This window comes from Azonexus sp. GW821-FHT04F04 (assembly GCF_059420025.1).
This window is the reverse complement of sequence record NZ_JBWKSX010000004.1, coordinates 32,808-46,384: the sequence shown is the minus strand read 5'-3', so window position 1 is coordinate 46,384 and position 13,577 is coordinate 32,808. Positions and strand designations below refer to the sequence as shown.

The 13,577-nt window shown below is 60.0% G+C and carries 16 protein-coding genes; 9 read left to right on the top strand and 7 right to left on the bottom strand.

Going from position 1 to position 13,577, the window contains the following annotated elements; genetic code table 11:
• Positions 1–72: 72 nt before the first annotated feature.
• Positions 73–996 (top strand): LysR substrate-binding domain-containing protein, encoded by a 924-nt coding sequence (locus AC07TV_RS09635; protein WP_494648178.1) that lies wholly within the window; start codon positions 73–75, stop codon positions 994–996.
• A gap of 60 nt (positions 997–1,056) precedes the next feature.
• On the opposite strand, the gene AC07TV_RS09630 is transcribed toward AC07TV_RS09635, so the two are convergent.
• The 3 genes from AC07TV_RS09630 to AC07TV_RS09620 form a co-directional block, all read right to left on the bottom strand.
• Positions 1,057–1,719, bottom strand: a complete 663-nt coding sequence (locus AC07TV_RS09630) for a PEP-CTERM sorting domain-containing protein (protein WP_494648177.1) — start codon at positions 1,717–1,719, stop codon at positions 1,057–1,059.
• A gap of 454 nt (positions 1,720–2,173) precedes the next feature.
• Positions 2,174–3,670 carry a TRAP transporter large permease gene (locus AC07TV_RS09625; RefSeq protein WP_494648176.1) on the bottom strand — a complete coding sequence of 499 codons (1,497 nt, stop codon included), beginning with the start codon at positions 3,668–3,670 and terminating at the stop codon, positions 2,174–2,176.
• A complete protein-coding gene (locus AC07TV_RS09620) occupies positions 3,670–4,263 on the bottom strand; it encodes a TRAP transporter small permease subunit (protein ID WP_494648175.1) in 594 nt (197 codons plus the stop codon). The genes AC07TV_RS09625 and AC07TV_RS09620 overlap by 1 nt, the downstream gene beginning before the upstream one ends.
• A gap of 103 nt (positions 4,264–4,366) precedes the next feature.
• Here AC07TV_RS09620 and AC07TV_RS09615 point away from each other — a divergent pair, with 103 nt between their 5' ends.
• The 4 genes from AC07TV_RS09615 to ribD all read left to right on the top strand — a co-directional run bounded on the left by AC07TV_RS09615 (position 4,367) and on the right by ribD (position 7,932).
• Entirely contained in the window at positions 4,367–5,023 is a 657-nt protein-coding gene (locus AC07TV_RS09615; RefSeq protein ID WP_494648174.1) for a histidine phosphatase family protein, read from the top strand.
• A gap of 39 nt (positions 5,024–5,062) precedes the next feature.
• Positions 5,063–6,313, top strand: a complete 1,251-nt coding sequence (glyA, locus tag AC07TV_RS09610) for a serine hydroxymethyltransferase (protein WP_494648173.1) — start codon at positions 5,063–5,065, stop codon at positions 6,311–6,313.
• Positions 6,314–6,382: 69 nt separating this feature from the next.
• Complete coding sequence (gene nrdR, locus AC07TV_RS09605; protein WP_310494623.1) at positions 6,383–6,847, top strand: transcriptional regulator NrdR; 465 nt, start codon at positions 6,383–6,385, stop codon at positions 6,845–6,847.
• Positions 6,844–7,932: a bifunctional diaminohydroxyphosphoribosylaminopyrimidine deaminase/5-amino-6-(5-phosphoribosylamino)uracil reductase RibD gene (ribD, locus tag AC07TV_RS09600; RefSeq protein WP_494648172.1), complete on the top strand. Its 1,089-nt coding sequence runs from the start codon at positions 6,844–6,846 to the stop codon at positions 7,930–7,932. The genes nrdR and ribD overlap by 4 nt, the downstream gene beginning before the upstream one ends.
• Here the strand turns inward: ribD and AC07TV_RS09595 are convergent.
• The 4 genes from AC07TV_RS09595 to AC07TV_RS09580 all read right to left on the bottom strand — a co-directional run bounded on the left by AC07TV_RS09595 (position 7,847) and on the right by AC07TV_RS09580 (position 12,003).
• Positions 7,847–8,674 (bottom strand): HesA/MoeB/ThiF family protein, encoded by an 828-nt coding sequence (locus AC07TV_RS09595; protein ID WP_494648171.1) that lies wholly within the window; start codon positions 8,672–8,674, stop codon positions 7,847–7,849. The two genes, ribD and AC07TV_RS09595, sit on opposite strands and share 86 nt — an antisense overlap.
• A gap of 61 nt (positions 8,675–8,735) precedes the next feature.
• On the bottom strand, positions 8,736–9,137 hold the full coding sequence (locus AC07TV_RS09590; protein WP_494648170.1) for a hypothetical protein: 402 nt from the start codon (positions 9,135–9,137) through the stop codon (positions 8,736–8,738).
• Between the two features lie 20 nt (positions 9,138–9,157).
• A complete protein-coding gene (locus tag AC07TV_RS09585) occupies positions 9,158–10,573 on the bottom strand; it encodes a S41 family peptidase (protein ID WP_494648169.1) in 1,416 nt (471 codons plus the stop codon).
• Positions 10,570–12,003 carry a murein hydrolase activator EnvC family protein gene (locus AC07TV_RS09580; RefSeq protein ID WP_494648168.1) on the bottom strand — a complete coding sequence of 478 codons (1,434 nt, stop codon included), beginning with the start codon at positions 12,001–12,003 and terminating at the stop codon, positions 10,570–10,572. Before AC07TV_RS09580 ends, AC07TV_RS09585 begins: the two co-directional genes overlap by 4 nt.
• A 75-nt stretch (positions 12,004–12,078) precedes the next feature.
• Between AC07TV_RS09580 and AC07TV_RS09575 the strand changes: the two genes are divergently transcribed.
• From AC07TV_RS09575 to secB, 4 genes are read left to right on the top strand one after another with little or no spacing between them, the layout of a single operon-like run.
• On the top strand, positions 12,079–12,396 hold the full coding sequence (locus tag AC07TV_RS09575; protein ID WP_494648167.1) for an ArsR/SmtB family transcription factor: 318 nt from the start codon (positions 12,079–12,081) through the stop codon (positions 12,394–12,396).
• Positions 12,397–12,405: 9 nt separating this feature from the next.
• Positions 12,406–12,825 carry a rhodanese-like domain-containing protein gene (locus tag AC07TV_RS09570; protein ID WP_494648166.1) on the top strand — a complete coding sequence of 140 codons (420 nt, stop codon included), beginning with the start codon at positions 12,406–12,408 and terminating at the stop codon, positions 12,823–12,825.
• Positions 12,822–13,082, top strand: a complete 261-nt coding sequence (grxC, locus tag AC07TV_RS09565) for a glutaredoxin 3 (protein ID WP_494648165.1) — start codon at positions 12,822–12,824, stop codon at positions 13,080–13,082. Before AC07TV_RS09570 ends, grxC begins: the two co-directional genes overlap by 4 nt.
• A gap of 30 nt (positions 13,083–13,112) precedes the next feature.
• Entirely contained in the window at positions 13,113–13,577 is a 465-nt protein-coding gene (secB, locus tag AC07TV_RS09560) for a protein-export chaperone SecB (protein ID WP_494648164.1), read from the top strand.

Genomic DNA, 13,577 nt, shown 5'->3' with positions numbered 1-13,577 from the left:
AGACCGATCTTAGGCTGGATCGTTTATTGATAAAAGCGGGTAATTTGTATATCAGTCATCTAAAATACAGATATGAAAATCACCCTGCGCCAGATTGAAGTCTTTGCTGCCATCGCCCGCCTGGAAAATGTTTCGCGGGCGGCAACGCAGCTCAACATGTCGCAATCCGCTGCCAGTACAGCCCTGCTCGAACTCGAGCGCCATTTCGATTGCCCGCTGTTCGACCGCGTCGGCAAATCGCTGCGCCTTAACGGCAGCGGGCGTGGCCTGCTGCCGCAGGCCGAGGACATGCTGGCCCGGGCCAGCGAGGTCGAGGGCTACCTGGCCGGCGGTCGTCTGGCACCGGTCGCCGTCGGCGCAACGCTGACCATCGGCAACTATCTGGCGACGCTGGTCGTTGTTGAATACCTGCAAAAGAACCCCGGCAGCCGGGTCGATCTCAGTGTCTGCAACACGCAGCAGGTCATCGAACGCCTGCGCCGTTTCGAGCTCGATCTCGGCCTGATCGAGGGCGAAGCGAGCGATTCCGATCTGATTTTCGAACCTTGGCTAGATGATGAACTGGTTGTCTTTTGCGCCCCCTCGCATCCTCTGGCGGCAGCAGGGTTGGCACGGTCGACCGCGCTGGCGGCACAGAAATGGATCGTCCGCGAACCGGGTTCGGGAACGCGCGCCCTGTTCGACCGGGCCGTGCGGGCCATCGGCGTCGATCCCGATGTCTGTCTGCAGCTTGAGCATACCGAGGCGATCAAGCGCGCCGTCGAATCCGGCCTGGGCATTGGTTGCCTGTCCCGGCTATCCCTGCGCGAAGCCTTGCGGCGCGGTAGTCTGGTCGAGATCAGAACACCGGAACTGGCGCTGCGTCGGCGCTTCCAGTTCGTTCGTCAGCGCCAGCGGCATGTCAGCAGCGCAACCCAAATGTTCATCGACGAGTGTCTGCGTTTTTCGGCCGTGGCCGGCGACACCAGCGAATTGAACCTGCCCTTCATCCCCTGAGCCGGACGAAAAAATGGGGTCCAAAGACCCCATATTGAAATTGTGGAGATGGCGGGTTTTTCAGTGGGCGGGGGACATATGTTCCAGGTGTGTCGGGCGCCCGCTTTTTCTGATCAAGGCGGCTATGCCGAGCGACACGAGAACCAGCACAAGACTTCCCGGTTCGGGCACGGTTCTTAGTGCATTGATACGGAAATCATCAATAAAGTAGCGGTCGTTTCCGGCATCTCCCGCTAACAGTGCGTTTACACCGATGGCGCCGTAAAACGCGGTGTCGGCAACAAGACCGATGAAGTCCGTGGCGGATGTGGTGTCTACAAGGCTTGAGAGGCCTGAGGGATCCACAATCTGGATGGCGGCGATGTCGCCGCTGGCGTAGTTGAAGCCGAAGGCGAAAACGTCAGGCAGGAGAAATCTCCAGGCGAGACTTCCCACGCCGTTGTTTGCTGCCGATCCGCCAATGTCGGAAATTGCGTTGTCGTTATGGAATACGCTTGTCCCGCAGGTGGATTGGTTGGTCGAGTCGGTACAGGACCCAAATGCCACGTTGGGAGAAAAACCAAAGCCACTGACTGTCGCGGCCGGTGACCCCGCAAAGTCAATATATGAACGACTGGCGCCAACCGCTGCGAGATAGCTTGTCTCGTTGGTATATAGGGTCAATGCCGCCCACGATGGAGTGGTTGCGACCAACAGCGCTAGAAACGTGAGAATTCTTTTCATGAAGAAATACTCCTACAGTAGGCTTCCAGTTGAGTTGGTACCCATGAGTCTTGAGCGCACCAGTTTGACAGGCTAGTCACCGCATGCCCCTCTCCTGATTTTGTAATCTCTATTGGCATGCTCGCGATCAGAAAAGCAAGAAAAAAGCCATTGGATATACGTGTTCTTAACCTATTGAATTTATGAAATATTATTTTCAGTGTGTCTCTGTGCTCACCTTGAGTCTTCGTTGACTGTAAGAAACGTCGACAGATGTTGCAGGGCATTCGCCATAGGCCAGATCAGTTATTTGGCGGGGCGGCGTCGAACAGGCGTTTGAGTGAGTCTGGTGCGCCTGGTAGGAAGTTAGCAAGTTGCCGAATGAGGCCCGTGGGCTGGTCTTCCCCTTCATCCTCTGAACCGTACGAAAAAAAAGCGGGGTCCGCAGACCCCGCCCTGATGCGAGCCGACGTAATTACTTGCTGTCGCTCTGCAAGCCCTTGAGCAGGGCTGCTGCATCCGCGTCCTCGTTGCCTTCCTTCTTCTCGTCGGGCTCCTCTTCGCTCTGTTTCATGAGCGAGTCGAGATCGATGGCGGCCGGGGCTTTGCCTTCCTTCTCCAGGCGTTGCATTTCCTTCTGTGCCTCGTCGCCATAGCTGACGATGTTCGGGAAGATGATGATCAGCGCGACCATGAGAATCTGGATGCAGACGAAGGGAATGGCGCCCCAGTAAATATCGGTCGTCTTGATGGAACTCGGGGCCACCGAGCGCAGGTAGAACAGCGCGAAGCCAAAAGGCGGGTGCATGAACGAAGTCTGCATATTGACCGCAAGCAGGATGCCGAACCAGACCAGATCGATGCCCAGCTTGTCGGCCACCGGGGCGAGCAGCGGCACGATGATGAAAGACAGTTCGAAGAAGTCGAGGAAGAAGGCGAGCAGGAAGACCAGCAAGTTGACCACGATCAGGAAGCCGACCTGGCCACCCGGCAGGCCGAGCAGCAGATGTTCAACCCACAGGTCGCCGTTGACCGCCCGGAAGATCAGGCCAAAAACCGTCGAACCGACCAGGATGAAAATCACGAACGACGACAGCTTGCCGGTCGTTTCCATGGCCTGCCTGAGCAGCTTGAAGCTCAGGCGCTTGCGGCCCACCGCCAGAGCCAGCGCACCGGCCGCGCCCATGGCGCCGCCTTCGGTCGGTGTTGCGATGCCGAGGAAGATGGTGCCTAGTACGAGAAAGATCAGCATCAACGGTGGGACCATCGTCGTGATGACGCGCAGCATCAGCTTGACGCCGCGCAGCGTGCGGGCTTCGGGCGGCAGGGCAGGGGCGGCATTGGGCTTGAGGATGGTGAGTATCACCACGTAGCCGACGTAAAGGCTGGTCAGGACCAGGGCGGGGAAGATGGCGCCTTCGTACATGTCGCCAACCGACTTGCCCAGCTGGTCGGCCATGATGATCAGCACCAGCGATGGCGGGATGATCTGGGCCAGCGTGCCGGAGGCGGCGATGACGCCGCAGGCCAGCTTCTTGTCGTAGCCGTAGCGGAGCATGATGGGCAGCGAAATGAGACCCATCGAGATGACCGAGGCAGCAACGACGCCGGTGGTTGCGGCGAGCAGCGCACCGACGAAGATGACGGCAAAGGCCAAGCCGCCACGAATCGGGCCGAACAACTGGCCGATGGTGTCGAGCAGATCTTCGGCCATGCCCGATCGCTCGAGGATGAGGCCCATGAAGGTAAAGAACGGGATGGCCAGCAAGGTGTCGTTGGCCATGATGCCGAAGATGCGCTCCGGCAGAGCCTGGAAGAGTGCCGGGTGGAGCAGCCCGAGTTCAATGCCGATGAGGCCGAAGAGGATGCCGTTGGCGGCCAGCGCGAAGGCGACCGGATAGCCGAAGAGAAGGAATACAACGAGGGCGCCAAACATCAGCGGCGCCATGTTGGCAATCATGAACTCCGCCATTATTTGGCCTCCTGTGCTTTGGCTGCAGCAATGGCAGCGGCCAGTTCTTCTTCAGGCGTCGGGCCCTTTTCCTTGTTGTTCGGGTCGTCAATTCGTCCGGCCAGGAAGGCGATGCGCTTGATCAGTTCGGAAATGCCCTGCAGGGCGAGCAGCGTAAAGCCTATGGGCAGCAGGATCTTGACGGGCCAGCGAATCAGGCCGCCAGCGTTGGCCGACATTTCCTGAATCTTGTATGACTCGGCAACCAGCGGCAGGGAGAGCCAGAGCACGGCGACCACCATGGGCAGCAAAAAGAAGAGGGTGCCGATGATGTCGATAACGGCCAGACCACGCGGCGACAACTTGCCGGACAGGACGTCGATGCGGACGTGCTCGTTCTTTTGCAGGGTGTAAGGCGAGCAGAGCAGGAAGACGGCGGCAAACAGGTACCACTGGATTTCCAGCAGGCCGTTGGAGCTGTCATTGAAAACAAAGCGGTAGCTGGCGTTGCCGGCGCTGATCAGGGCCATGATCAGCACCAGCCAGAAAGCGCTTTTGCCGACGCGCTCATTGAGCCAGTCGATCAGCTGCGAGAGCTTGAGCAGAAGGGTCACGAAAAAGTCCTCCTCGGTTGATAGAATTCCCGACTTCTGAAGTGGCCGGGGTTAATTGAAAATCTGAGTGGGCCAAATTTACAGCGAAGGCGAGAGGCAGAGAATGGTGGAAATCCCTACAACCCGGTCAACGCAAATCTGTCTGGTGCGCCACGGCGAGACCGAATGGAACGCTGAACGGCGCATCCAGGGGCAGATCGACATCGGCCTCAACGAAACCGGTGTGCGCCAGGCCATGGCGGCCGGGCGCTGGCTCAGATCGGCCGGTATTGTCGCGCTCTACAGCAGCGATCTCAAGCGGGCATGGACGACGGCGCAATCGATTGGCGCCGAACTCGGGCTGGAGCCGACGCCGGTGCCGGAAATGCGAGAACGGCGCTACGGTGTTTTCGAGGGGCTGACTTACGACGAGGCGAAAGCCAATCATCCGGAAGGCTACGCCGCCTTCGAAGGGCGCAACGCCGACTACGATTTCGAGAAGGGTGAAAGCCTGATTGCCATGTTCGCGCGCGTGACCGGCAAGCTCAAGGAGCTGGCGGCACTGCATCCCGGCCAGACCATCGCCATTGTGCTGCACGGCGGCGTGCTCGATATCATCAACCGCTTTGTGCGTGGCAACTCGCTGGAAACGCCGCGCGATTTCCTGATTCCGAACGCCGGCATCAACTGGATTGTCACGGTCGACGGCCAGTGGAACCTCAAAACCTGGGGCGAAACCGACCATCTGGAGCCGGGCGCCCTTGACGAGCTTCCGGCGTGATAAAATTCGACCCCTTTTCAATGGCTTGAGGCATTTAACATGTTTTCCGCGAAAGACACCCTGGCAAAAGTTGACCCTGAACTCTGGCAGGCCATGCAGGCCGAAGTGCAGCGTCAGGAAGACCACATCGAACTGATCGCGTCCGAAAACTACGTGAGCAAGGCCGTCATGGAAGCCCAGGGCTCCCAGCTCACCAACAAGTACGCCGAAGGCTACCCGGGCAAGCGCTACTACGGTGGCTGCGAATACGTCGACGTCGTCGAGCAGATCGCCATCGACCGTTTGAAGAAATTGTTCGGTGCCGATGCCGCCAACGTCCAGCCGAATTCCGGTTCGCAGGCCAACCAGGCCGTGCTCATGGCCTTTGCCAAGCCGGGCGACACCATCATGGGCATGAGCTTGGCCGAAGGCGGTCACCTGACCCACGGCATGGCGCTCAACATGTCCGGCAAGTGGTTCAACGTCGTTTCCTACGGTCTCGATGCCAATGAAGCCATCGACTACGACAAGATGGAAGCGCTGGCCCGCGAGCACAAGCCGAGGATCATCGTCGCCGGCGCTTCGGCCTACGCCCTGCGCATCGACTGGGAACGCTTCGCCAGGATCGCCAAGGAAGTCGGCGCCATTTTCTGGGTGGACATGGCTCACTACGCCGGCCTGATTGCCGCCGGCTTCTACCCGAACCCGGTGCCCTTCGCCGATGTCGTGACCTCGACCACGCACAAGACCCTGCGCGGCCCGCGCGGCGGCGTCATCCTGATGAAGGCCGAGCACGAAAAGGCCCTCAATTCCGCCATCTTCCCGGGCCTGCAAGGCGGCCCGCTCGAGCACGTGATCGCAGCCAAGGCTGTTGCTTTCAAGGAAGCCGCGACGCCTGAGTTCAAGAACTACCAGGAACAGGTCATCAACAACGCCCGCGTCATGGCTCGCGTACTCGGCGAAGAGCGCGGTCTGCGCATTGTTTCCGGTCGCACCGAAAGCCACGTCTTCCTGCTCGACCTGCGCGCCAAGAACATCACCGGCAAGGAAGCCGAAGCAGCCCTCGGCCGTGCTCACATCACGGTCAACAAGAACGGCATCCCGAACGACCCGCAGAAGCCGTTCGTTACTTCCGGCATCCGCATCGGTTCGCCAGCCATGACGACGCGTGGTTTCACCGAAATCGAAGCTGAAACCATCGCCCATCTGGTCGCTGACGTGCTCGAGGCGCCGAACGACGAAGCTGTTGCCGCTACCGTGCGTGCCAAGGTCGCTGCCTTGTGTGCCAAGTTCCCGGTCTACGGCGCGTGAAAATTCCAGCGTTTGCCCGCACGGCGTTGCCTTGTTCGGGCGGCGCGCTGAGATTTTCGGGAGTTTGAAGTGAAATGCCCCTTCTGCGGCAACGACGACACGGCGGTTGTTGATACCCGCCTCTCCGATGAGGCGGATGTCGTGCGTCGCCGCAGAAAGTGCAATGCCTGTGACAAGCGTTTCACCACCTACGAGCGGGCTGAAATCCAGCTACCGCAAGTGGTCAAGAAAAACGGCCTGCGCACCGAGTTCAGCCGGGCCAAGCTGCGCGCCAGTCTGGAACTGGCGCTGCGCAAGCGGCCGGTGTCGATCGAGTCGGTCGATGCCGCTGTCGCCGATATCGAAGAAAGATTGCGCTCGGCCGGTGAGCGCGAGGTGACGACGCAGCAGTTGGGCGAACTGGTCATGCGCGAGCTTAAGAAGCTCGACAAGGTGGCCTACATCCGCTTCGCCTCGGTCTATCGCAACTTTGAAGACGTGGATGCCTTCTCCAAGGCGATCCGCGAAGTTTCGCCCTCCGCCAAGAAAAAATGAGCTTTTCAGCCGTCGACCACGGCATGATGGCGCGCGCCCTGCAACTGGCTGAGCGTGGCCTGTGGACGACTTCGCCCAATCCGCGCGTTGGTTGCGTCGTGGTCCGCGACGGTGAAATCGTCGGTGAAGGCTGGCACGAGAAGGCTGGCGAGCCGCATGCCGAAGTCCATGCCCTGCGCGCCGCCGGTGAGAGGGCGAAAGGCGCCACGGCTTATGTGACGCTTGAACCTTGCAGCCATCATGGCCGGACGCCGCCCTGCGCCGAGGCCCTGATTGCCGCGGGCGTTGCGCGCGTCGTTTCGGCGATGACCGATCCCAATCCGTTGGTATCCGGCAAAGGGCTGGCCTTGTTGCAGGCGGCGGGTATCGAGACAGCAAGCGGTTTGCTGGAAAGCGAGGCGCGCGAACTGAATATCGGCTTCGTTTCGCGCATGACGCGTGGCCGGCCGTGGTTACGCCTCAAGGCGGCGGCCAGTCTGGATGGAAAGACTGCGCTCAACAACGGCGTCAGCCAGTGGATCACCGGCCCCGATGCGCGCCGTGATGGTCACGCCTGGCGGGCCCGTGCCTGCGCCATCCTGACCGGTATCGGTACCGTGCGCGACGACGATCCGAATCTGACTGTGCGCGACGTGGCGACGACGCGTCAGCCCTTGCGCGTGGTGGTCGATAGCCGGCTGGAAATTCTGCCGACGGCGCGCATTCTGCAAGGCGAGCCGGTGCTGATCGTCGGCGCCATAGAGAATGCCGAAAAAATGGCATTGCTACGGTCAACGGGAAATTTCGTCGAAATTCTGAATAACGGCAGCGACAAGGTTGACCTCAAAGCCCTGCTCGAATTGCTGGCCCGGCGCGGCATCAACGAGGTTCACGCCGAAGCCGGCTTCAAGCTCAATGGTTCGCTGCTGGGCGAAGGGCTGATTGATGAGTTGCTGCTCTATCTGGCGCCCTGCCTGATTGGCCACGAGGCGAGCGGCCTGTTCAACCTGCCCGAGCTGATTACGCTAGACGGCAAGCGGCGCTTGAAGATTCGCGATCTGCGCCAGCTTGGCGAAGATATTCGCCTGATCGCACGTTTCCCTTAGGTCCGCACACGGCGCAGTCGTCGTCCTTCTTGAAACGGACGGTGCGCCATTCCATGGTCAGCGCATCGAGCAGCAATAGCCGTCCGGTCAAAGCCTCGCCAATGCCGGCCGCCAGCTTGAGCGCCTCGGCCGCCTGCATGGTGCCGATGATGCCGGTCAGCGGGGCGAAAACGCCCATCACGGCGCAGCGCACTTCCTCGACATCCTCGCCTTCGGGAAACAGGCAGTGGTAGCACGGTGAATCGTCGCGGCGCAGGTCGTAGACGCTGATCTGGCCATCGAAGCGGATGGCCGCACCGGACACTAGCGGTTTGCGGTGATGCACGCAGGCGCGGTTGATGGCGTGGCGGGAGGCGAAGTTGTCGGTGCAGTCGAGAATGAGGTCGGCGCTGGCAACCAGCGCATCGAGCCCCTCACCCGATAGACGCTGCTGCAGCGGAATGATCTCGATGTCAGGATTGATGGCGCTCAGCGCCTGACGACCGGATTCGGCCTTGGCCATGCCGACGCGTGCCTGGGTATGCAGAATCTGCCGCTGCAGGTTGGTGAAATCGACCGTGTCGTCGTCGACCAGCGTGATCCTGCCGACCCCGGCCGAGGCCAGGTAGAGCGCCGCTGGCGAACCAAGACCACCGGCGCCGATGATCAATGCGTGGGTATCCAGAATTCGCGTCTGACCTTCGATGCCCAACGCGTCGAGCAGGATGTGTCGGCTGTAACGGAGTAGCTGCTCGTCGGTCATTTGGTGCATTGTCAGCCATTGTGATCAAGGAGGGTTAAAACCCGATCCTCGATCCCGTGAGCTACTTGTATTCGCGCCACTCCGGTGGCGTGTCGTCATGGTCGCCGTGCGGGTGATGTTCCCAGGCGTTGACGTAGGCTTCCTGGGCCGAGCGTTTCAGGCGTTTTTCCGGGGCGCCGATGTTGTGCAGCTGGGTCTCTTCGACGTAGTAGATCAGCGCCCGGGTCAGTTTCGTGAATAACGTGTTGTCGAGATGAAAGCCTTTGTCGACCAGATGCTCGTCAAGCTCCCGCAGGGTGTGCTGCTGCAGATCGTAGCAGACACCCAGCGAGCGCTTTTCGAATCTGGCCTGAACCTCGACTTCCTCCAGATGCTGCAGATCATCCGCCGCTTCGGGCACCTGGCCCGGCGGAAACTTGGAGAACAGAATTTCCCGGTTTTTCTTGAGGTCTGTGTCGGCCATCATCCCTCCCGATCAATGAACTATTGCGCCTTATTCTGCATGATCTGAAGACCCTTGAGAAGATTCAGCGCCTGCTGGAACTGGTAGTCACCCTTGGTGGCGTACTCCAGACGTTGCGGCATTTCTTCCTCGGCATCTTCCTTCTTGTCCTTGCCGTTTTTGAGTGTCTTGGCCGCTCCCTTGGCTTCCGGCTTGGCCGGTTCCTTGGTTGCTTCCTTGTCGCGGTCGTTGCTCAGGTGGCGGTCGAGGTCGGCTTCGCGCACGCGCATTCCCGGGCTGGCGCCGTTGGCGCTCTCTTCGACAACGATGTCGGGCGTGATGCCCTTGGCCTGAATCGAGCGGCCTTCCGGCGTGTAGTAGCGGGCCGTGGTGAGCTTGATGGCGGTGTTGCCCGGTAGCGGCAGAACGGATTGCACCGAGCCTTTGCCGAAACTCTGGGTGCCGACGATGATGGCGCGCTTGTGATCCTGCAGTGCGCCGGCGACGATTTCGGAAGCCGAGGCAGAGCCGCCATTGACCAGAACGACCATCGGCACCTTCTTGGCTTCGACGGGCATGTTCTTGAGCGGATCTTCCTTGCTGCCGCGCAGGTAATCCTGTGCCCGCGCCCGGAATTCCTGCTTGGCGTCGGCGGTGCGGCCATCGGTCGATACGACCTTGACGTCGGGTGGCAGGAAAGCTGCTGAAACGCCGATGGCGCCGTTGAGCAGGCCGCCCGGGTCGTTGCGCAAATCGAGCACCAGACCGTTCAGCTTGTTGCCATCCTTGTAGAGGGCGGAAACATGCTTGGCCAGTTCGGCGACGGTATTTTCCTGGAATTGCGTGACGCGCACCCAGCCGTAGCCGGGCTCGACCAGTTTGGATTTGACGCTCTGCACCTTGATCACTTCGCGGATCAGGGTCAGCTCGATCGGCTTGGTTTCGCCCTTGCGGATGATCGACAGTTTGATTGGCGTCTTCGGCTTGCCGCGCATCTTCTTGACGGCATCCGACAGGGTCAGACCCTTGACCGGGGTTTCGTCGAGTTTGAAGATCAGGTCGCCGGCCTTGACGCCAGCGCGATAGGCCGGGGTATCCTCGATCGGCGAAACGACCTTGACCAAGCCGTCTTCCATGCCGACTTCAATGCCCAGGCCGCCGAATTCGCCCTGCGTGCCGACTTGCAGATCCTTGAAGGCATCGGCGTCGAGGTAGGTCGAGTGCGGGTCGAGGTTGGAGAGCATGCCGGAAATGGCATTGGTGATCATCTTCTTGTCTTCGACCGGCTCGACGTAGCCCTGCTTGATGGCGCTGTACACCTCGGCAAAGGTGCGCAGCTCATCGATAGGCAGGCCGGGTTTGACTTCCTTTTCGGCCATGGCCGGGAAGTTCAGGCTGATCAGTGCGCCGGCGACAAAGGCGCCAACGGTCAAGCTAATGGTTTTCGTTTTGCTCATTTCAAGCTGGCCCATTTCATCGGGTCGATCGGTTGCCCTTGGTGGCGGAGTTCAAAGTATAAACCGGATTCGGGATTGCCCCCGCTGTTACCCACAGTGGCAACCGTTTCTCCACCCTTGACGGCCTGGCCGACCTGTTTGAGCAGGGCATCGTTGTTGCCGTAGATCGACAGGTAGGCGTCGCCGTGGTCGACGATGAGCAGGTTGCCGAAGCCGCGCATCCATTCCGAGAAGACGACGCGGCCGCCGGCAATGGCCTTGACCTCGCTGCCGGCGCCAGCCTTGATGAACAGGCCGCGCCAGGTGCCGCCGCCGTCACGGGCCGAACCGAAACGGCCAGAGACCGCGCCGCGTACCGGCAGGCGCAGGCTGCCGCGCTGGCGAGCGAAACTGCCGTTGCTCGGGGCGGGTTCGTAGTGGTTTTCGGCTTCAACGGTTCTTGGGCGAATGGGTTCTATGGCGGGAGTCGGGCGGGCGATTTCCCGCTCTTCCGGATGCGAAGGTCGCTTGTCCTTTTCTCGTTCCCTCTCGCGCACTTTTTCCTTCTGCCGAGCCGCGGCCTGGCGCACTTCGGCCAGGCGTGCCGCTTCGGCTGCCTTGGCCGCCTTTGCCGCCTGGGCGGCGAGGATTTTTGACAGCCGATCAATCAGCTGGGTCATCCGTTTTTCGTTTTGTTGCAGGGTGCCGATTTCCTTGCGCTGGGCGCTGACCTTGCTGGCCAGCTGGGCGTACAGCGCCTGGCGCTCCTCGCGCTGCCTCTGTAGATCGGCATGGCGTTTTTTCTGCTCCGCTTCGACCTCGGCTAATTCAGCGCTGCGCTCCTTGGCGTCGGCGGCCAGCGCTTTCTTTTTGTCGAGTGTCGCGTTGATTTCGCCCATCAGTTCGGCACGGGTCAGGGCGATGGCTGACAGGTAGTGCAGGTCGCGCGCCATCTGGTTGGGATCATCGCCATTGAGCAGCAGTTGCAGCGAGTCCGGGGTGCCGCGCAGGTATTGTTTGTAGATCAGTCTTTCCAGCTGGGCTTGTTGCTGGCCGAGCGTGACGCCGAGTTCCTGTGATTGTTGCTCAAGGTTTTTGAGCTTTTTTTCCAGTTGACCGCGGGAATCGTTCAATTCGTGCAGCTCGCGTTGCAGGCGCGAAATCTGGCGATCGGATTCGCGCAGGCGGTCGCCGGCGTCAGCTTTGCTCTCTTCGCTGCTGGATAATTCCTTGCGCAACCCTTCGATGCGGCTGCGCAATTCGCCCAGATCGGCCTGTTTTTCGGCAATATCGGGCGAAGCGACGATCTGGGCCGGTTTTTTTTCGACCGCGGCAGGCTTGGCGCCGACCGGTGCCGCGCCCGTGAAAATGGCGGCAATCAGTGCCGCTGTCAGCCTTTTGCCGGATGGCCGAGGGCTGCGCTGGCCGTGCCGGGTATGTCCAAAGGTCATCGCGGATTGATTTCGATTAAGCGAAACGTAAAACGCTATTTTATAATGCGCCATTCACCGAAACGAGGTTTTATCTTGGAAACGCCTTCCTTCAGTTTGATCGACAAGCAGGAGCACATCGAGCTGGCCGCCCGTGCGCTGAAATCCATTGCCCACCCGCTGCGCCTGAAAATCCTTTGCGTGCTTGGCGAACAGGAGGCGTGTGTGCAGGAAATCGTCGAAGCGGTGGGGACATCGCAAAGCAATATTTCCCAGCACCTGGCCATTCTGCGCGAAAAAGGCGTGCTGGTGACCCGCAAGGATGCCAACCGTGTTTATTACCGGGTTGGTGACCAACGTACGCTGCAACTGGTCAGCATGATGCGCGAAGTTTTTTGCGGGACGGAGGCTTAAGTGATACCGATGGAATTTATCAACCAGAATATCCTTCTGGTTTCGCTGGTCGCTGTCAGTGGCCTTTCCCTGCTCTGGCCGATGGTGATGCGCCCCGCCGGCAATAGCGTCGGGCCGGCCGAGGCGACTCAGTTGATCAATCGTGAAGATGCGCACATCCTTGATGTTCGTGAAGCTGCCGAGTACGCGGCCGGGCATTTGCCGGAAGCGAAGAATATTCCGACCGGCGCGCTGGCCGAGCGTATCGGCGAGCTGGACAAGTTCAAGGACAAGCCGATCATCGTTTGCTGTGCCTCCGGCATGCGCTCGAACAAGGCCTGTGGCGAGCTCAAGAAGCAGGGCTTCGAAAAGCTGTACAACCTGTCCGGTGGTGTTGATGCCTGGGTGGGGGCCGGTTATCCGATCAAGAAGGGGGCCAAGAGCAAATGAGCGCCCATGTCCTGATGTATACGACGGCAGTCTGCCCTTATTGCACGCGCGCCAAGCAATTGCTCAAGGCGCGCGGCGTTGAGCTGATTGAGGAGGTTCGTGTCGATCTCGATCCGGAACGCCGCGATGAAATGATGCAGAAAACTCAGCGGCGTACAGTGCCGCAAATCTTCATTGGCGAAACCCACGTGGGTGGCTGTGACGATCTCTATGCCCTCGATGCATCCGGTCAGTTGAAGCCGCTGCTCGAAGGCTGATTAAACCGATTTAACTTCTGAAAGAAAATCATGGAACAAAACGCTCAGCCCGTCTTCGGCATTGAAAAACTCTACGTCAAGGATCTGTCGGTCGAAGTGCCGAATGCGCCGGAAATCTTCCTTGAGCGTGAAGCTCCGCAAGTCGAGATCCAGCTCAATACCGGTGGCCGTACCGTTGGCGACAACGTCTACGAAGTTGTGCTGACCGTGACCGTCACTGCCAAGATGGGCGACAAGACGGTTTTCCTGGTTGAAGTTGGCCAGGCCGGTATCTTCCGCATCCAGAACGTCCCGGAAGAGCAGATCGAGCCACTGATTGCCGTCGCTTGCCCGAACATTCTTTTCCCCTACGCCCGTGAAGCAGTCTCCGACTCGGTCAGCCGCGCCGGCTTCCAGCCGATCGTCCTGCAGCCAGTCAACTTTGAAGGCATGTACATGCAGCGCCTGCAGCAGCAGGAACAGGCTGGCGCGCCGGCTGAAGTGTCGATCCAGTAA